Source organism: Rhodococcus sp. PML026 (assembly GCF_000963615.1).
In the GTDB taxonomy this organism is placed as follows: Bacteria; Actinomycetota; Actinomycetes; order Mycobacteriales; family Mycobacteriaceae; genus Rhodococcoides; species Rhodococcoides fascians.
Window position 1 is genome coordinate 152,642 of sequence record NZ_KQ031368.1, and the last position, 18,363, is coordinate 171,004.

The 18,363-nt window shown below is 63.0% G+C and carries 20 protein-coding genes; 12 read left to right on the plus strand and 8 right to left on the minus strand.

The genetic code is table 11. From position 1 onward, the window contains the following. Positions 1–24 precede the first annotated feature (24 nt). Positions 25–2,340, plus strand: coding sequence for a sigma factor-like helix-turn-helix DNA-binding protein (locus tag VF34_RS03530; protein ID WP_156158485.1), 2,316 nt, complete (start codon positions 25–27; stop codon positions 2,338–2,340). Between the two features lie 81 nt (positions 2,341–2,421). On the opposite strand, the gene VF34_RS24880 is transcribed toward VF34_RS03530, so the two are convergent. The 3 genes from VF34_RS24880 to VF34_RS03540 form a co-directional block, all read right to left on the minus strand. After that, positions 2,422–2,559, minus strand: a complete 138-nt coding sequence (locus VF34_RS24880; protein ID WP_156158486.1) for a hypothetical protein — start codon at positions 2,557–2,559, stop codon at positions 2,422–2,424. 11 nt (positions 2,560–2,570) lie between these two features. Further along, on the minus strand, positions 2,571–2,990 hold the full coding sequence (locus VF34_RS03535) for a hypothetical protein (RefSeq protein ID WP_197077424.1): 420 nt from the start codon (positions 2,988–2,990) through the stop codon (positions 2,571–2,573). Positions 2,991–3,139: 149 nt separating this feature from the next. Beyond that, complete coding sequence (locus VF34_RS03540; protein WP_045840845.1) at positions 3,140–3,925, minus strand: hypothetical protein; 786 nt, start codon at positions 3,923–3,925, stop codon at positions 3,140–3,142. A gap of 121 nt (positions 3,926–4,046) precedes the next feature. Between VF34_RS03540 and VF34_RS03545 the strand changes: the two genes are divergently transcribed. Beyond that, the gene (locus tag VF34_RS03545) at positions 4,047–4,820 is read left to right on the plus strand and encodes an 8-oxoguanine DNA glycosylase OGG fold protein (protein WP_045840943.1); all 774 of its coding nucleotides are present in this window, start codon (positions 4,047–4,049) and stop codon (positions 4,818–4,820) included. A gap of 56 nt (positions 4,821–4,876) precedes the next feature. Here the strand turns inward: VF34_RS03545 and VF34_RS03550 are convergent, their stop codons facing one another. Together VF34_RS03550 and VF34_RS03555 are read right to left on the minus strand one after the other, a co-directional pair. After that, a complete protein-coding gene (locus VF34_RS03550) occupies positions 4,877–5,308 on the minus strand; it encodes a GNAT family N-acetyltransferase (protein ID WP_045840846.1) in 432 nt (143 codons plus the stop codon). A gap of 39 nt (positions 5,309–5,347) precedes the next feature. Next, positions 5,348–5,944: a TetR/AcrR family transcriptional regulator gene (locus tag VF34_RS03555; protein WP_045840847.1), complete on the minus strand. Its 597-nt coding sequence runs from the start codon at positions 5,942–5,944 to the stop codon at positions 5,348–5,350. Positions 5,945–6,102: 158 nt separating this feature from the next. On the opposite strand from VF34_RS03555, the gene VF34_RS03560 reads away from it, so the two are divergent. The 3 genes from VF34_RS03560 to VF34_RS03570 all read left to right on the plus strand — a co-directional run bounded on the left by VF34_RS03560 (position 6,103) and on the right by VF34_RS03570 (position 8,912). Continuing rightward, a complete protein-coding gene (locus VF34_RS03560) occupies positions 6,103–7,206 on the plus strand; it encodes a serine hydrolase (RefSeq protein ID WP_045840848.1) in 1,104 nt (367 codons plus the stop codon). Continuing rightward, complete coding sequence (locus VF34_RS03565) at positions 7,203–7,676, plus strand: ArsR/SmtB family transcription factor (protein WP_045840849.1); 474 nt, start codon at positions 7,203–7,205, stop codon at positions 7,674–7,676. Before VF34_RS03560 ends, VF34_RS03565 begins: the two co-directional genes overlap by 4 nt. 84 nt (positions 7,677–7,760) lie before the next feature. Next, positions 7,761–8,912, plus strand: a complete 1,152-nt coding sequence (locus tag VF34_RS03570; RefSeq protein WP_331386589.1) for a DUF3089 domain-containing protein — start codon at positions 7,761–7,763, stop codon at positions 8,910–8,912. A gap of 13 nt (positions 8,913–8,925) precedes the next feature. Here the strand turns inward: VF34_RS03570 and VF34_RS03575 are convergent, their stop codons facing one another. Together VF34_RS03575 and VF34_RS03580 are read right to left on the minus strand one after the other, a co-directional pair. Next, a complete protein-coding gene (locus tag VF34_RS03575; protein WP_045840850.1) occupies positions 8,926–9,450 on the minus strand; it encodes a hypothetical protein in 525 nt (174 codons plus the stop codon). 26 nt (positions 9,451–9,476) lie between these two features. Then, positions 9,477–10,004, minus strand: a complete 528-nt coding sequence (locus VF34_RS03580; protein ID WP_045840851.1) for a hypothetical protein — start codon at positions 10,002–10,004, stop codon at positions 9,477–9,479. A gap of 262 nt (positions 10,005–10,266) precedes the next feature. Here VF34_RS03580 and VF34_RS03585 point away from each other — a divergent pair, with 262 nt between their 5' ends. From VF34_RS03585 to VF34_RS03595, 3 genes are read left to right on the plus strand one after another with little or no spacing between them, the layout of a single operon-like run. Beyond that, positions 10,267–10,938: a hypothetical protein gene (locus VF34_RS03585; RefSeq protein ID WP_032407007.1), complete on the plus strand. Its 672-nt coding sequence runs from the start codon at positions 10,267–10,269 to the stop codon at positions 10,936–10,938. Between the two features lie 14 nt (positions 10,939–10,952). After that, the gene (locus VF34_RS03590; RefSeq protein WP_156158487.1) at positions 10,953–11,606 is read left to right on the plus strand and encodes a hypothetical protein; all 654 of its coding nucleotides are present in this window, start codon (positions 10,953–10,955) and stop codon (positions 11,604–11,606) included. A 20-nt stretch (positions 11,607–11,626) separates the two neighbouring features. Continuing rightward, positions 11,627–12,238: a hypothetical protein gene (locus tag VF34_RS03595; protein WP_156158488.1), complete on the plus strand. Its 612-nt coding sequence runs from the start codon at positions 11,627–11,629 to the stop codon at positions 12,236–12,238. Here the strand turns inward: VF34_RS03595 and VF34_RS03600 are convergent, their stop codons facing one another. Next, a complete protein-coding gene (locus VF34_RS03600) occupies positions 12,239–14,164 on the minus strand; it encodes a flavin-containing monooxygenase (protein ID WP_231578180.1) in 1,926 nt (641 codons plus the stop codon). It lies immediately after the preceding gene. Between the two features lie 185 nt (positions 14,165–14,349). On the opposite strand from VF34_RS03600, the gene VF34_RS03605 reads away from it, so the two are divergent. Genes VF34_RS03605 through VF34_RS03620 form a run of 4 tightly spaced genes read left to right on the plus strand, consistent with a single transcriptional unit; the run spans position 14,350 to position 18,346 of the window. Further along, positions 14,350–15,012 (plus strand): nitroreductase family protein, encoded by a 663-nt coding sequence (locus VF34_RS03605; RefSeq protein ID WP_032383742.1) that lies wholly within the window; start codon positions 14,350–14,352, stop codon positions 15,010–15,012. Positions 15,013–15,037: 25 nt separating this feature from the next. Then, positions 15,038–16,600, plus strand: coding sequence for a class I adenylate-forming enzyme family protein (locus VF34_RS03610; RefSeq protein WP_045840854.1), 1,563 nt, complete (start codon positions 15,038–15,040; stop codon positions 16,598–16,600). Beyond that, on the plus strand, positions 16,597–17,211 hold the full coding sequence (locus VF34_RS03615; protein ID WP_045840855.1) for a TetR/AcrR family transcriptional regulator: 615 nt from the start codon (positions 16,597–16,599) through the stop codon (positions 17,209–17,211). The genes VF34_RS03610 and VF34_RS03615 overlap by 4 nt, the downstream gene beginning before the upstream one ends. Position 17,212: 1 nt before the next feature. Next, positions 17,213–18,346 carry an EstA family serine hydrolase gene (locus tag VF34_RS03620; protein ID WP_045840856.1) on the plus strand — a complete coding sequence of 378 codons (1,134 nt, stop codon included), beginning with the start codon at positions 17,213–17,215 and terminating at the stop codon, positions 18,344–18,346. Positions 18,347–18,363: the final 17 nt, after the last annotated feature.

The window sequence follows — 18,363 nt, forward strand, 5'->3', positions numbered from 1 at the left end:
CTTGGGCTGTGCCCTCGAAATACATTGCTATGCTGCAACACTGAATACAATCCATCAGTCGACTCGGTCGCTGGGAAGGCATGTCGGAATAGCAAAATCGCAACCAGTACGCCAACACGCCGCTTCCCAACGGTGGTCCGTCCGAGTCCCAATCCGTGGGCTCAGCTCGATATTCCCGATGTATGTGATGGAATGGAAATCGTGACAAGTTTCGGTGCAATCGGCGATAGCGACGACGCGGATATTCTGCAGACTCCTCGCACATGGGGTCAAATGTTCCCCGAATCGCACGCGGTCCTCGTGGTCGGCGAACGTTCGGTGGTCGATGATGAAGCCTCAGCATCCGCAGATGAGTACGAAGCGATCGTAGAGCAGGTCACTGGAGACATCATCGAGAATCGGACGGCTACCGCGCTGGGGGTGCTTTTCCCCTTCGCTCCGCGGCATCTGCCCGAGAAGCGCCTGACGGTCGGCGTGCGTGCGTTCACTTGCCTCGGCAGACTGACGGATTCATCGACGCTCGCGGGGGTTCTCTCGACGTCCGTGCGCGACATCTTCGACGTACGAGGCGTCGGACTGGGAACGGTGCAGGATATCGTCGGCGCTTTGGTTCGCGTTTCCTCGACCGGCGATCAGAGCGAACCTCCCTCACCAGTCCACGAGCCCGCGGAGGCAGAACTACCTCCGGCAATTCGACAACTGATCGACGATGTCCTCGCCCTATCGCGATGGAGACGCGTTCGCGGCCAATCGATGGAGCCCCTCTTCGAGATCAGAGGAGATGACGCCGCGCCCGAACAACTTCAAGACATTCTGACGCGACTCGAGACGCTGACAGCTGACGATTTCCCAACTGCCGCAGAACCGTCAGCGTTCGAGACCCTCGCCGCGTTCTACGATGACCTCGACGACCGTGACAAGCAGATCTTTCGCGATCGGATTGTCTCGCCCGTACCCGTCACATTGCAGGCGGTAGCGGACGACTGGGACGTCAGCCGCGAACGGATCCGCCAGCTCGAGTCAAAGTTGCAGACTCGAGTCGCCGAATTACGTTCCTTCGGAACACCTGTGGGTGTTTTGCTGGCTGCGCTCCGCGCGGAAATCACACCGGTTGCGAGCTTGGAGCGCCTGCTGTCACGACACCCGGAGCTCCGCGAGGAGTTCGTCGGGTTCTCCTCTCCGATGTGGCAAGTCTTGGATGGGATCGACGACAACATCAAGGTGACCGATGGCTGGGCGGCCACCCCAGATACCGAAGTCAGCAAAGCGAATACACACGAATTTCTCCTTGCCTTCGCGGACGAGCACGGTGTGGTGGATCCGAAGTCGTTGCCACCAGGTGGTCTCGGAGCAGACGACGAGCAGAACGCGTGGCTGCAGTGGTGCGGCTACGACTTCTTCCGAGGAAGAATTCTCACCAACACCAGAAATCTCGGCGACCACGCAGCGTCGGTGTTGTCGGTGCACGGCGAACCTATGAGTGCAGAGAACATATTCGCCGGCATCGACAAAGATCGCTCGTTCCGCTCGTTCCTCAATCAACTGGGCGGAGATCCCCGCTTCACTCGAACCAGCAAATCCGAGTGGGCATTGGCAGACTGGGACGTCGCGGAGTACGGGTCGATCAGGGCACAGATTGCCCGCGTACTTGACGAGAACGGCGGCGCTCTGGACGTCGACGAGCTCGTAGACGCAATAGCCACTCGCTTCGGCGTTGCCGCGTCCAGCGTCCGAACCTACGCAGGCACAGGCGACTTTATGCTGGAGCGCGGAGTTGTCTCTCGTAGGACTGTGGCGGCTGCCCCGCGTAAGGCACCGGAGGACACGCGCGGCTTCTACCGTGATGGCACCGTGTGGCGCTTCGCTATCGTGGCCAACAAGGACCATCTGCGAGGGTCTGGATTTGCCGTTCCCAGCGGCGTCGCCCGGCTATTAGCCGTCGACTACGGCGCATCCACAGAACTGCACAGCCGACTCGGCGCTCAAGCAGTGAGATGGAAGGGCGTACAGCCTGGTTGTGGAAGTATTCGTCGTTTCCTGCCGGAATTGAACACGTCCGAAGGCGATCGCGTGTTCCTTGAGTTCCGTGACGACAACACGTTCGACGTGATTCCTGCAACACCCCTCCCTGCGGGTGCTACGAGTGCGGCGGCGGCACTGCACCTGACAGGTAAACCCGACGTCGGCACATTGTCGGAGCCCGAGATTGTGTCTGCGCTGGCCGAGGCGCTCGGCATTCCGGGTGAGGACAGGGCTCGCCGCATCTTGTCGGCGGCGCGCGGGCGCGATGAAGTGGCGATCGTCGAATTGTTGGAGGAAGCATGGGTCGCCCAGCGATAGCAGGCGTAGCGACGTCGAACACGATCGGTCCCCGTGATCGAATCACGGGTCCGCGGACCGGTCAGCTGACGAACAACAGAGTCAACCACCCAGCATGAACAAGGCTTTGTCGACATCACGCGCGAGCCACGTAATGTTCTGCGCTGCAAGCTGAAGTCTGATGTCTTCCACGATCTGCATGTAGCGTCGATACTGCCCGCGGCTCGTTGTTATTCTCACGCCAAGCTCCTTCAGCGCCACGACGGCCCGCCTGTCGAAACGGCCATGCGCTCCGGTGACGCAGCGAGGATCAGAGCCGACGCCAATGCGTCGCCGGAGGAGAATCCGGGCAAGCCGCTCAGGGCGCTTCGGGCCTCACCCGCTGCAGTCACGGTATCTACCGTCACGTTGTTCGCTTCGACATACATTGCCGCAGTTGCTTGTCGGACCACGGCGTCCGGCGTTCTGTTCAAAGCCATGACCCACGGAGTATCGGCACGCAACCGCTTCCAGAGAAGCAAGGCTCCGATGTCGACTTTGCCCAGGCTCTTTGCGTCCTCGACTCGGGCCACCACATCGAACAGGACCTCATCGTAGGCTTCGGAGGTCGCCGCATCGTAAGCAGCATCCGCGTCGACAAGGCGTCGAAGACCATCGGCTTCGAGAATCATTGCCGATGCACCGGTGCCAACTCCTGAACGAATCGACCTGAGTCTTCGTACACGCACCCGACCCCGTACTCCGTGAGCAAAGCGAGCAAATCGTCGACTGGCTTCGCGGGAAGCAACACTGAAACCGCCGGTCTCGTATTGATGTGCCTTCAATAGTCGAGTAGCTGCCCCAACGCCATTCGGACAGCCTCTCGTGAGCTAGATGCCTTGGCCTCATATAGAACGTTGTCCGTGTGGTCAAAAATGTCTGCAAGAAGCGAGCGCGCGGCATCACCGACCTTCATCTGATAGCTACTCACGTCCGAGTTCCGCTTGGCCAGCGTGGCCGCGAATCTATGCATCATTTCGCTCTCGGCACGCCGCGCACGGTAGGAAGAAAAGCTCTCGACGTAATACTCCTTGATCCGGTTTTCCTCCAACGGAATACGTCTTGATGAGGGCTGGCCGGGAGCACTTCTGCGTCCGCCGAGCCAAGGGTTGTCGGTGGTGCGACCCAGGTCTTCGATGTGCCTCGCCCACAGCTCGGCCAGTACGGACGCCGACGGCTCTTTGATCAGCCGACCTGAGTTCAATACTGGGAACTTGAAGTCGGTCAGAGCAGATTGCACTTCTTCGACTGGTAGGCGGTCTTCGTCGGCAAGCATCATGTCCCAGCTGACGTCGACGTACTTTGCTTCGCGGCCGCTGTCGCCCCAGTGTTCGCCAGGGAAAATGCCGTCCGAGATCAGCTCACCGGCCGCTACAACGCCACGATTTGTGCTTGTGCGCAGCATGAAAACACGATCCCCTACCAGGGGATCGCCATAGCCTTGGCCGAAGCTCCAGAAATCCGGATAAGTGAGGCCTGCAGCGGTTTCTTCGATCATCTCCTCGCGAACAGAAGGATCGAGGCCCTCATCACTCCCGTTCCACAGGACGAAGAAGCTCTTGTTCATTTGCAATTCCCTGTTCGTTCTGTTTACTAACCAGATCCCACAGTCCCATATGGGACCGACACTTCGCAGGGACATCGGAAACGCCGCCGAGTGTGTCGGTACCCGATGCTTCGATGGCGGTATGTCACGACTCGACGAGGGGTTCCCGCCGCCCACGGCCTGTGTGCAGTGGTGTCAGCACCGCAGCTACGAACTGCATGTCCTCGACGACGGCGTGGAGGTGGACCTGGATTGGTGGAACGGTCACCTCGACCGGGCAGGCCACGATTTGCGGCTACGCGGCCGCAACCTCGACGGCGAAATCGTCGAATACGGCGGTGCCACCGTGCAGCGCAACGATCTTCGGATCGGCACCGATCTGGCTGTAGGCGAACACGATTCGCTCGGCCTGTTGTTTCTCTGTGCAGCCTGGCAGGGCAGCCATCGGCACCGCAGGGCGATGCGACGATTCCCGGACGTCATGAACCCGCACCTCAGCCGACCCGACGAGAACCCCGTCGCCAAGACGCTTGCCGTGCTCGACAGCTGCGTACGCAACCGCGCAGTGCCCGACCATCCGAACTCGACCTGGTCCGGCTGGCCTGACGCGCCCGGCGTCGGAATGTCTCTCATGGCGACGTTCCTGTGGGCAGTGAAGGCGTCCGTCTACGGCGGTCCGGCGCAGCTGATCGACCAGTACGGAGTCTCGACTCTCATCCACGAAGGATGGCTCGAAGACCCGTCCGTCACCGGCTTCACTCGTCGCCGCTACGACCGCTACGTCGAACTGATCACCGCATGGGCCACCGACATCGGCACCAGCCCCGAGCTCGTCGAGATGTGGCTCGTGCAGCGCTGGAGTGCCCGACTGAACGAAGCACGACACGGTCGCTACACCGCACCCACGTTGTTCTGAAACGCTCGAAATACTATTGCAGCTCAACGGCATTGGTCAGAACAGAAGAGGGTTCGTCATCCGCTCGCCACCATGCGCACGTGCGGGATTCCAGCGTCCAGGTAGTTCTCCCCCACACGAACGAATCCGAAGCGGCCGTACCACTCTTCGAGGTGCGCCTGCGCGGAGAGTTCGACGACCCCGGGATATGCCTCCTGTGCCGCCTTCATGAGTTCTCCGGCGTAGCCCTGACCCCGTGCACTGGCGGCGGTCGCGACTCGGCCGATGTGAACGGTGTCGTCGACGAGGACTCGAATGGTCGCCAGTACCTCACCGTCGTCGTCCTGCATCCAGAACAACTCCGTCGTCGGAAGCAGGTCCGCACCATCGAGTTCGATGTCGTCGACGATTCCTTGCTCGTGCACGAATACCGCGACCCGAAGCGCCATGATGCGGTACAGGGTGTTCTGGTCGACGCGTGCCAGCGGGGCGTGATGGAGAGTGGGCATGGAATTCCGTTCTGTCGAAGGTGGGGACAACGTCACCGATCAGTGCCGGGCACTGCGGTCGACCACGGTTGCGATCGTGCGTTGGGCCAGTCGTCTCTGCGTCGCCGGCGGATACGTCTCGCGATCGAGTATCGCCAGGACCACGATGCCCTCCACCGCGGTAGCAATCTGCAAGGCGTACTCCGCGGCCTCGGCATCGGTAATGTGAGAGCCGAGGTCGGCTACGAGACCGGCTATGCGAGTGAGCCACTGACGCGTGTGGGTCACGTGCGGGTTCCGCAGCTCGGCGTCCGCGATCGCCGCCGCCGCGAAGCCCGTGAAGATTCGGCCTTCGTCAATGCGCTCGTCGTCGAGCGGAAGTACTGAGCAGACAACGGAATACAGACGCTCCGCCGCGGACTGCGTGCCACCGGCTCCGGCCTCCTCAGCCCGCGCTGCCGTGCGCTCGAACAGGGTCTGTCGCGCGTGCACCAACATCGCGGACCGGGAGCCGAAGCGGTGCATGATCAGACCGGTGGTGCAGCCCGCCCGAGTCGCGACCGCGCGCACCGTCGTCGCCTCGATTCCCAACTCCGCGATCGTGTCCCACACGGCCTGCGAAATGCGATGCCGCGGATCGTCCGCTTCGAGTGTCACTCGTTCCCACCTTCCCTTTGCCGTAACACCTGTTACGGATGAGCGTAACAGGTGTTACGGCGAGCTACCCTCCGGATGCCACAGGTAGGGGTTGCCGAGACGAATGATCCGTTCTACTGCTATTCCGTAATTACGGAATACCAACCAAGGAGCTCGAAATGCGACGCCTTACCCTGGTTTCGGCAGCCTGCGCGACGGTCCTGTTGATGAGCGGATGCGCCTCCACCGACTCGGACACCGCCGAGGCCGCCACTCCGACACCGGAGAACTGCGCACCGGTGACCTCCATCGACCTCACCACCGAAGACGGGTGGATCGGACTGATCGATCAGGCACCCGACACCGTCGGCCTCGTGATCGACGACGGACGCGGCCGCACCGTCGAACACCGCGCCGATCAGGAGCAGGTCCTCGCATCGGCGATCAAGGTGGTGCATCTCGCCGCCTACGCCCAGGCCGTCGCGAATGGCAGCATCGACCCGAACGAGCAAGTGTCGCTCTCGGATTGGGAGCGCTGGTACGTACCCAACACCGATGGCGGCGCACATCCGAATGCCCTCAATCGCTTGGGAATCGCGAACACCGGCACCAACGCAACCGACCCCGATGCCACGGTCCGCATCGACGACATCGTCACGGCCATGATCCAGGAAAGCGACAACTCCGTCCCCGACTACCTGCGATACCGACTCGGCGATCAAGCCATCATCGACGCAGCTGCTACCGGAGGGTGGGAGAACTTCGAGGTGCCCAGCCTGGTGACGGACATCCTGTCGCTCTACGACCCCGCTCTCGCCGCCGGTGACCGGTGGGAGACCGCGCAGAAGTGGGCCTTCGACCCGAAGTTCCGCGCCCAACTGGAGACGTCGCTGCAACCGTCCACCCCCGAGGAGCAAGCCGCCCGAGTGCAGAGCACCTTCCGTGGCGGTTCGGCCCAACAACTCAACGGAATGTATCGCGCCTTCACGGATGGAACCTTCGGCACCGCGTCGGATACCATTCTGCGCCAATTGGAATGGCAGCCCGCAGGTGACGACGTTCTCGGCGTCGGCTTCAAAGGCGGAAGCCTCGCAGGCGTGCTCACTCAGGGATTCGAGCTACGGCGGACCGACGGAACGGTGGCGACCGCAGTGTGGCTGATCGATGGTCTTTCTGCTGACAGATTCGAGCAAGCGTATGCGGACGCAGGCGTGCAGCAGCAACTCATCCTCGAGGCCATGCTCTCGTCGGACGTACTCGACCGGATAGCCTGCGTGGTGTGAGCGCAGAGTTCGAGTCGAGACTGGCAGAGCTGGAAGCCCGCGTCGCCGAACTAGAACGACGCGACGCTCCAGAGCCGCTCGATGACTTCCCGTCGACGGGCGGCATCGTCGCCTATCAGGGCGACGTGCATCTGCACGGTACTGTCCGCTGGGACATCAGCTACTCCGCCGACGCCATCGTGGACCTTCCTATTGCTTCGATGTCGGAAGTGCTTGCTGCACTGGGCCATCCGGTCCGGTTACAGATCGTGCGCACGCTGCTCCGCGGCCCGGCGAACACGGCAGATCTGCACGCCGCGGTGGGAGTCGGCTCCTCCGGTCAGATCTACCACCACCTCAAGACGCTGAGCTCGGCGAACATCGTGGAGCAGCAGGGACGCGGTGACTATCGAATTGCCGCCAAACGAGTTGTGCCGCTTCTGGTATCGATGCTCACCGCCGCCGATATCGCCGGTGACCTGGGTACCTGATCGCTATTACCTGCCTTCGATCGCAAAACGAGTCGTGCTAACTTTCTGACAGTGACGCCGGTCACCAGGAAACGGGGAGTTGTAGTGGGACGTCGCGCGACGGCAGTGATGGTGGGCTTGATTCTGATGGCGGGCAGCGTGGTCGGCACCGGCACGGCGTCGGCGCAGCCCGCGCCGACCACGACGTGGCTGTGCAACCCGAACATGGCCGAAGACCCGTGCGACCTACCCGGCGACACCACCGACCTCGGCACCGGCACAGTGACTCCTGGCCCCGCGGCCGTGCCGGAGCCCGACAAGCCCGTCGATTGCTTCTATCTCTACCCCACCGTCACCAACGACGTCGCACTCAATGCCCCCGGCTACGCGACGCCCGAGGTGGCTTCTATCGCCAGTTTCCAGGCTGCCCGGTTCAACACCCAATGCCGAGTGTTCGCGCCGGTCTACCGCCAGACCCCGTTGGTCGGGCTACCTCTGGCACTGGTGGGCGCGGCCGGACCGTCGATAGATCTGGCGTACTCCGATGTGCGCGCCGCCTGGGACAACTACATGGCCACCGAGAACAACGGCCGAGGCGTTATCCTCATCGGCCATTCACAAGGCACGTTCATGCTCCGCAAGTTGATGCGCGACACCTTCGATCAAGATGCAGCCCTACGACAGCAACTCGTCGGCGCATTTCTCATGGGCGGGAATGTCGAGACGGCCCGCGGCAGCACCACCGGTGGCGACTTCACGAACATCCCTTTGTGCACCGAACAGGGCCAGTTTGGTTGCGTCGTAGCATATTCCACCAACACGCTACTGCCGCCGCTGTCGACGTTCGGCAATTCGTCGCTGGATCTGTGGTCTCAGCGATGGGGCCTGCCGAGTGGCCCGCAGTATCAGGTGGCATGCACCGATCCGGTCGCACTCAGCGGAGACGATCGGCCAGTAGGCATCACGATCCCAAGCACGCCGTTCGCGTTCGGCATCATCTCGATTCTGCTGCAGTACACGTCAGCGCCGGAGTCGGTGCCGACCTCGAACTCGACGTGGACCACCAGCCGCGGCCGAGTGGTCGGATCGTGCATCGAAGCCGGCGGGTACAACCAATATCACCTCACGTTCGTGGAGCCTCAGCCGCTCAACGAAGTGCCGCTTCTCGATTCGCATCTGGTCGACATGAACGTGGGCCTCGATCGTTTGGTCAGCATCGCCGATCAGCAGACGACAGCGTGGCAAACAGCCCGCTGACCGTCCAGACGTGTCACGGGACGAGCAACACACCCAATCCGGGGATGAGGGCATTCGATGCGGGTGGGGCTTGCCACTGCTCACGATTGTGGGTGACGGTCACGACCACCGGGCCCGCCCCGGTCTGCGCAGTTACTTCGAGAGGCAAGTTGACCGGATATCTCGGCTCTGCGTTGATCGGGAGCGATGGATTCTCGAGGGCTTCCCAGTGCCGTAGATCGACCGCTCCGACGGCACCCGTGGCGAGATTGCGCCAGTTCACCGTCAGGAAACGGTAATTGAACTGGTAGTAGTACGGCCTGATCTCCGCAGCCGTGAAGCGCACCTCACCTGGCTTCTCACCTACCGTCGCCGTGATCGGAATCGTCTGAACGAGTCCGCCTGGAACCCCAGCCGGACCGAACTCCGGCCCGGTGACGACAGGGACCAGAAGCTCGGACGTCGTCGGTGCCGCCGTCGCCGCACCCACTCCCACACCCAGAACCAGTGGTACGGAGAGCGCCAGCGCAATTACTCCGCGTCGTAAAGATGTTCGCATCGTTTGCCTTTCATCCGCGATCAAATTCAGGGGACCAGCACCACGCCGGCACCGGGGAGAAGAGTGTCGAGGTACGGAGAGCCCCACTGACCGCCGTTCGAGTAGTCCTTGGTGTGCGTCACCGTCACCACAACAGGACCCGGTCCGGTGTTCGCGACCACCTCGAGGGGCAGATCTTCCCGTCCGTAGGGGCCACTCGGCGATGGCGTCGGATCGTCCTGCCAATGCCGAAGATCGGCGGCACCCGTCGCACCTGTCGCGAGGTTTCGCCAGTTCAGGTTCAGATACCGGTAGGGATACTGATCGGCGAATGGAGCAATGTTTGCGGCCGAGAAGCGGGCGACACCGGACTCGTCTCCCACAGTGGCTTTCATCGGGATGGTCTGGAACAGGCCACCGGGGACGGCTCCGGGAGCTACCTGGAATCCGGTCACGATGGGTACCTGCAAGTTCATCACCTGAGGGGCGGCCGCTGCCGTGCCGGCTCCGATCCCGAACACCAGAGGCACGGTCAGCGCCGTTGCTACTACCGCTCGCCGCAATGACTTTCGCATACTGCGTACCTTCCATCGAAGTCGCACAACGTGATTCCAGATCGAGATAGATCCTGCGCCAGGCGTCTCAGGTTGAACCTGAAACATCAACTGGCGGTTGAGTGTAATATCCGTCCACACTCGCAGGCGAAATGTCCGATAGTCCACCCGTATACCGATTCGTGACGGGGTCGTGACACGAATGACGTTAACAGACCACCTGGCCCGTTCGATTCGTAGTTCAGAGGTGATGCACTCTGCAGCCACCGGTGAGGACGAACGAATGAGGCAAGTTCGCAACATCGTGGCCATGTGTGCTCTGGTCGCCGCTACCACCCTGTCCCTCACGGCCTGCGGGTCAGAGGCACCGACAAGCACCGATGCAGCGCCGGCCACCAGCGCCGCCCCCGCGCCGTCCGCGGGTGGCTCTCCCGACACAGGCGGCGGCACCGAGGCCGACAGACCCGTAGTCGAGGCCCCTGAGGTCGTGACTTCGGCACCGGCGCAGCCTGCCGATACCGGGACTCCTGCCGTTCCGTCCGCTCCGAATCGTGACGACGTGAACGTCGACGCACGCGACTTCGAGGTAGACGGTGGCCAGTACTTCTTCCAATCCCCGAGCGGGAATGTGTTCTGCGCATTCAATTCGTCGAATGCTCCCGGAACGATCGTGGGCTGTCAGGTCCGCTACTCGGTGCCGGGCAACACCGGGCGCGAGTGCTTAAACACGGCAAACAACACCTACGGCGTGCAGATCACCCAGGACGGCACCGTCGAACAGATCTGCACCAACCAGGGAATCTTTTTCGGCGGGAATCCCGGCCCACGAGTTCTGGAATACGGCCAGGTCATCGGAGTGACGGGCAACTTCTGCCGCTCAACTGAAGCCGGCATCACCTGCTACGACGGCGACAGAGGCTTCATGATCTCCCGCGACGTCAACATTGCTTTCTGATGAAGGAGCTCCGAATGTTCCGAAGAACTGCTCTGCTCGCGGCGGCCGCAACACTCACGGCCGTGACTCTGACGGCCTGTGGGAGTGACGACGCCCCCGCGGCCGCACCGGCCCCCACCGCTGCGTCACAAGTCTCCGCTCCGCCGCAGGTGACCGTTGCAGCGCCGACCCAGACCAGTGGAAGCAACGCCGGAGGTGAGTCCGGTGCACCCGCGGCGACCGAATCGACGCCAACCGCTGCCGACCCCGGGAGCAACACCGCACCGATCACGCCCGTCGACCCGGCAAGCCTCATCGTCCCCGGCAATCAGGTCGCGTGGAAGTCGCCGTCCGGCAAGATCTACTGCAAGATCGGCTCCGGACCCTTCTCCTCCGGCTGCCAATCGTCCGACGCCCCCGTTCCCGACGGTGCCGAGGCCGACTGCGCCCCGAACTCGACCTTCAGCGTCGACATGCTGTCCAAGGGCTTCTACCTCGACCCCGGCAAAGTGACTCCCACCTGCTTCAACCAAGGAGTATTCGGCGCCGAGGACGCCCACGTGTTGGAGTACAACACGTCCGTCTCCTACAACGGCTTCACGTGCTTCTCTCGAGTCGAAGCAATGATCTGCGACGCCGGTAGCGGGCATGGCTTCGTGTTGTCGATGCAGCAAGCGACGTCCAACTGATGCCGAGACACAGCAGTCGCGTGGCCCTAGCCGCCATTGCGTTCATCGGTGTACTCCTGACGGGATGCAGCAGCTCGGACGAACCGACCAATGCGATGCCGTCGGTCATTCCCACCGTCGTCGCGGGTGCGCCGGCGACATCGACCGAGGCCGCACCGCAGGTCACCGTTGCGCCGCAACCGAGTGGCAGCCAGTCCGAGACTGGTTCTGCGACAACACTATCGGTCGACTCCGCACCGATCACGCCCGTGGACCCGGCCCGATATGCCGCCATCAACAACGAAGTTGGCTGGAAGTCGCCGTCGGGCAACATCTATTGCAAGCTCGGCTCCACTGCGTTCTCGTCCGGCTGCCAAGCCACGGACGCACCCGTGCCCGACGGTGCGGACTGCGACAAGCCACCCTTCTCGGCCGACGAGATGAGCAAGGGCTTCTTCCTGGACCCGGGCAATGTCACCCCGATGTGCTTCAACCAAGGCGCTTTCGGGGTCGAGAACGCGCAATCGCTGGACTACAACACATCGATCTCGCACCTCGGCTACACCTGCTACTCCCGAGTCGACACAATGGTCTGCGACGCGGGCGGCGGGCACGGCTTCGTGTTGTCGGCACAGCAAGCGACGTCCAACTGATCAGCGAGCCTCATCCCGTCGAGGCTCCATGATGAAGTCGTCGAGATCGGCCCGCCGCGTCATCTCCCAGTAGTCGACGATGCGCCATGGCAACGTCGAGACCACGCGTCCGGCATCGTTGCGGTACCAGTTGTCCATGCCGCCGTGCGACCAGATCATCTTCGCGTGCGCCTCGTCGTGCACGCGGACGTATTCCGCTTCGACATCGGCCTTGCACTCGATGGCTCCGATTCGCTTGTCCACCATGTCGATCAACACGTCGACGATGTAGCGGACCTGACATTCGGCGATGGTGATGTAGCTACCCCCATGGCCCAATACCGTTCCGGGACCGCAGGTGATGAAGAAGTTCGGGAAGTCCGGGACGGTGATGCCGAGATAGGCGTGCGCATCTTCGGGACCCCAGATATCGCGGATGGACTCACCCGATCGACCCCTAACATCGATCGGCGTCAGCAGCTTGTGGGTCTCGAAACCTGTCGCGAGGATCACCACATCGACCTCCGTCTCCGAACCATCGCGCGCAACAACCGAATTCGACGAGATGGACGCGACGGCGTCCGCGATGAGGGTGACATTGTCACGCTTGAGCGCGGCGTACCAACCGTTGTCGAGCAACATCCGCTTGCCGAAGGGCGGGTAATCGGGCAGAGACTTTTCGATCAGGTCCGGTCGGCCTTCGAGCTCGGCTTCGATGTAGCGGGTGAAGACGCGTCGATGCGCGTCGTTCATCGGGTTGATCGAGCGCTGCGGATGCTCCCACTCGGGATCGACCTGCAGCGAGCTGTGCACCCGATCGTTGAAGTTCCAGGCCAGCCTGGTGCGGTACCACAGCCGATACAGCGGAACGACATCCATCAGATAGTTGGCGTCGTCGCCCATCTCGGTGAAGTACACATCGCTCGACGAGACCCACTGCGGCGAACGCTGGAAGACCGTCGCATGCCCCACCGTCGACGCGATGGCCGGCAGCACCTGCATGGCACTGGCCCCGGTTCCGACGATGGCGACACGCTTGCCGGTCAGATCCAGATCGGCCGGCCAGTTGGCGGTGTGGAAGATCGGGCCGTCGAACGACTCGAGCCCGGGAATGTGAGGCACCTTCGGCCGATTGAGCTGACCGGTAGCGGTGATCACCACATCGGCGGTCAGGATCTCGCCCTCGACTGTCGTGACGGTCCAGCCCTGCTGCTGCGCGTCGTACTCGGCGGTCGCCACCTCGGTGTCGAAGCGAATGCGTTGCCGCAGATCGTGTTGCGTGGCAACGTCACTGAGATACTCCCACACCTCGTCGCGCTTGCCGAAGTGGGTGCTCCATGCCCGCGGCGCGAAGGAGTACGAATAGAGGTGGCTCGGGGTGTCGACACCCGCACCGGGGTAGGTGTTCTCGAACCAGCCACCACCCACGTCGGAGTTCTTCTCGAGCACAACGTGGCTGATGCCCGCCTCGTGCAGCTTGATGGCGGCGAGCATTCCGGAGACGCCGGCACCGATCACGATGACCGACAGATCGTTCGGAGCCGCCACCGGAGTATCCGAGGCGGTGAAGCCCATGTCCTCGGCGACCATGACGCCGAACTCGGGAGGAACCTGCTCACCGACAGCCACGCTGATCATCTCGACGAGGTGCTCCGAGTCGGGCGAGGGCAACGCCATGGGCGTGCCTTCATGGAACGCACAGATTGCGTCGAGTGCTGCGGCGCGGATGCGGTCGGCAACGGCGTCGTCGAACCCGCCGGAGTCGTTGTTGTCCATGCCCCGACTACGCGTCGGGCGATACGGATCGGTGAGCCACGTACGGTCTCCGGTCAGCTGATAGAGCACCGCCACCAGCGTGGGCAGATTCGCCGCGGTGAGAGCGCGCGAGAGCCGATCCCGATCGATTCCACCCACGGTTTCCGCTGCCGTTGCTGCGTCTGTGGACACCGGTTACCTCCTGTTGCGTGCTGCTCTGTCCGACTCCGATAGCTCAACTAACCATGGTTAGGCAATTTCGCGCAAGGGATTCGCGGTCTCCATATTCACAGCATCTAAGCCCTTGACAATGTGGCCCACGCCACATGATGCTTCAGGGCACTACCTAACAGCGGACAGGCGAAGGGACTTTACCCATGGAACTCACCGAGGCGATGCGCACCACCGGCACCTGCAGGCGGTACCTCAGCGATCCTGTTCCCGACGAGGTGTTCAAGGCCGCGTTCGACGTCGCCCGCTTCGGCCCGCAGGGCGGCAACCGTCAGCCCGTGCGGTGGATCGTCGTGCGCGACGCCGCCCGCAAGCAGGCCCTCGCCGATCTCTACCTGCCGATGTGGGACGCCTATTTCGCCGGCATCACCGGCGGAACCGTCGCCGTCGGAGCACTGCCCAAGACCGTGCAGGACGCCGACTACTTCGCCCGCCACCTCGCCGAGGTGCCCGCCATCGTGGTGGTCTGCGCCGCGCTGGACGGACTGCACCCCACCGACCACGAACTCGGCCGACTCTCCGTCGTCGGCGGCGCATCCATCTACCCCACCGTGCAGAACCTGTGCCTGAGCCTGCGTGATCAGGGCGTCGCGACGGCAGTGACGACATTGCTGTGCCACGAGGAGCCCGCCATTCGCGAACTGCTCGGGATCCCGGACGACTACATCACCGCCGCACACATCGCCGTCGGTTATCCCGAGAAATCGTTCCCGCGCAAGCTCACTCGCGATCCCGTCGAGCAGATCGTTGCGGCAGAGACGTTCTCTCAGCCGATGTTCGACTCCGCTGCACTCTCCCCCGCCCTTTAACAGCTCGCACCTCTAGGAGTCCGCCGTGCCCGGTATTGCCACCCACCACCGCTCCCCCATCGGCCGCGCCACCATCGGTGATCAACTGCGTCGCCATGCACGGACTCAGCCGAACAAGGTTGCGTTCATCAGCTACGCGGCAGACGGCACCCGCGAAGTCACCACGTACGGCGAACTCGACTCTCGGGCAAACCAGTTCGCCAACCTGCTGGTCGATCTCGGAGTGCGCTCGGGTGATCGCGTCGCATCGATGGCTCGTAACAGCGTCGATGTGGTGGTGGCGTACTACGGAACCCTCAAAGCCGGTGCGGCCTTCACCGGCATCAACGTGATGTATCGAGCCGCCGAGGTGAAGCATCAACTCGAGCACGCGGAACCGACTGTGGTGGTGGCCGATCCGGCCTTCGCCGAGATCATTTCCTCGGTGAAGCCGGACACCACTACCCTGGTGACGTTCGGGTCCGAATACGCCGCACTGACGGCGAACACCCCGTCCACCGAGCCCGACGTCGAGATGGACGAGAACGACGTCGCGATGGTCATTTACACCTCCGGAACCGAAGCGGCTCCCAAAGGCGTGATGATCCCGCACCGCAACTTCCTGATCTCCACCGCGCCCGCATGGAGCTGGGGCCTGCGGACCGGACCGGAGGACACCTGGCTGTTCGTCATGCCGTTCCACACCATCGCCGGGCTCGGCTCGATGACGACCCTCACGCTGATGGGTGCCACTCTCGTCCTGCCCGCGACGGTCGACCCTGCGCAATCGCTCCGCATCATCGCCGCCGAGAAGATCTCCGTCATCGCGCAGACCCCCACGTTCTACCTGGCGCTTGCCCGCGATGAGCAATTCGGCCCCGAGGCCGTCAGCCAAGTTCGGCGCTGCCTCACCTACGGTGGCCAAGTGTCACCGCACACGATCAGCGCCTGGGCCGGCGCGGCACCCGAGGCCATCTGGGGCACCTACTGGGGACAGTCGGAACTCTCGCAGCTCGGCTCGGTCGGCTGGTTCTCGACCCTCGACGACATTCCCGACGGCGACGCGTCGTGGATCGGCAAGCCCGTCACCCACCTCGAGATCAAGGTGGTCGACCCCGCGGGCAACGAGAGCGAGATCGGTGAATTGCTGTGTCGCACTCCATCGGTGATGCTCGGCTACTTCAAGGACCCCGAGCGCACCGCCGAGGTGTTCCGGGACGGCTGGGTACACACCGGCGATATGGTGCGCATCGACACCGACGGCAACTTGTTCTTCTACGATCGGATGAAGGACATGATCAAGTCGGGAGGGATGAACGTGTCGTCGCAGGAAGTGGAACGCACCATCCACACGCACCCGGATGTGCTGCGTGCCGCCGTCGTCGGAGTGCCCGACCCGTACTGGTCCGAGGCCGTGACCGCCTTCGTCATCGCGCGCGACGGGGTGACCGCCGACCCGGCCGCGATCATCGAGTACTGCCGCACCGAGTTGGCGTCGTACAAGGCCCCAAAGTCGGTGCACATCGTGGCCGAACTACCCGTCGACCCGCAGGGCAAGATCCTCAAGCGTGAACTGCGACTGCTGGCGGCGGTCGAGGAGACCGTATGACGCAGCCGGCTGATGTGCGTCCCCTGCCCCGACAAATTCGCACTCGCCAACGGCGAGACGACATCGTCGCCAACGCCGCCAACATTTTTGCACGCGAGGGCTACTCGAACGTGGGGATGCGCGATATCGCCGACGCCGTCGGCATCAAGGGTGCCAGTCTCTACCACCACTTCCCGTCCAAGGAAGACATCCTCTTCGCGATCTGCCTGACGGTCACGCAGGAACCGGCCGAGGAGAACCTACCGCTGCTGGACGCGGCCGGAACCCCGACCGAGCGCCTCTCGTCTCTGGTGCGCGCGCACCTGGTGCATCTGAACCGGCGACGGGTGGAGTACATCGTGGGGCTGCACGAGCTCGCCTCGCTCACCCCTGAGCACCGCACTGTGATCGAGGATTACCGCCGCCAGTACCAACGACGCGTCCGCGACGTCATCACCGCCGGAATGCGTAGTGGTGAATTCACCGTCCCGGATGCACGGCTGGCGTCGTTCGCTCTGACCGACATGCTCAACGGCATCAGCAACTGGTTCCACGACGGCGGCGAACTCAGCATCGAGGAGGTCGCCGACAACTACGTCGAATTGGCCGTTCACCGCATTCTCGGGGCATAACATGACAATTGACGGTCACTGCGAGCCCCAATTCGCGGCGGTGCGTGACGCACTCGCCGCCAACGTCGAGAGCGGAGCGGAACTCGGCGCGTCGCTGGTGGTCGACATCGACGGCCACACCGCTGTCGACCTCTGGGGCGGCTACCGCGATACCGAGCGCCGCTCGCCGTGGGAGTCGGACACCATCACCAACGTATGGTCGACGACGAAAATGGTGACGTGCCTGGCGGCGCTGATGCTCATCGACCGCGGAGTGCTCGATCCCGACGCTTCGGTCGCGACGTACTGGCCCGAGTTCGCAGCCGCAGGCAAACAAAACATCGCGGTCCGGAACCTGCTGTCGCACACCTCCGGTGTCTCCGGCTGGGACAGGCCGTTCAGCGAAGAGGACCTCTACGACTGGGAACTCTCAACCTCGCGTCTGGCCGAGCAGGCCCCGTGGTGGGACTCGCGCACCACATCGGGGTATCACGCAGCCAGTCAGGGCCACCTGATCGGCGAAGTCGTCCGCCGCGCCACCGGAAAGCCGTTGCGGCAGTTCGTCGCCGACGAGATTGCCGGTCCTCTCGGAGCCGACTTCCAGATCGGTGCCGCCGATAGCGACTGGGCCCGGATCGCCGATGTGGTTCCGCCGCCCCCGCCGACCGATGATGCCGTGCCCGATCCGACGATGGTGCGTCGCAAGACCTTTCTCGGACCGTTGGTCCAGGCCTCGTCCGCGAACACCGCGGCATGGCGTGCCGCGGACATGGGTGCACTCAACGGGCACGGCAACGCACGATCGGTCGCGAGAATCCTGTCGGTCATCTCCCGAGGCGGAACCGTGGACGACATACGACTGCTGAGCCCGGAGACCATCGACACGATCTTCGAGGAGCAATCGAACGGAATCGATCTGGCACTGGGCATTCCGTTGCGCTTCGGCCTGGGTTTTGCCCTCCCACAACACGAATCGATTCCCTACATCCCCGACGGCAAGATCTGCTTCTGGGGAGGTTGGGGCGGATCGCTGACCGTTCTGCACCCAGATTCGAAGCTGACCATCTCCTACGTGATGAACCGAATGGGGCCCGGAATCATCGGTTCCGACCGCGCGGAGCAGTACGTCCGGGCGGTGTACGCCGGAATCTGCTGACAGTGCGTATCACCGAC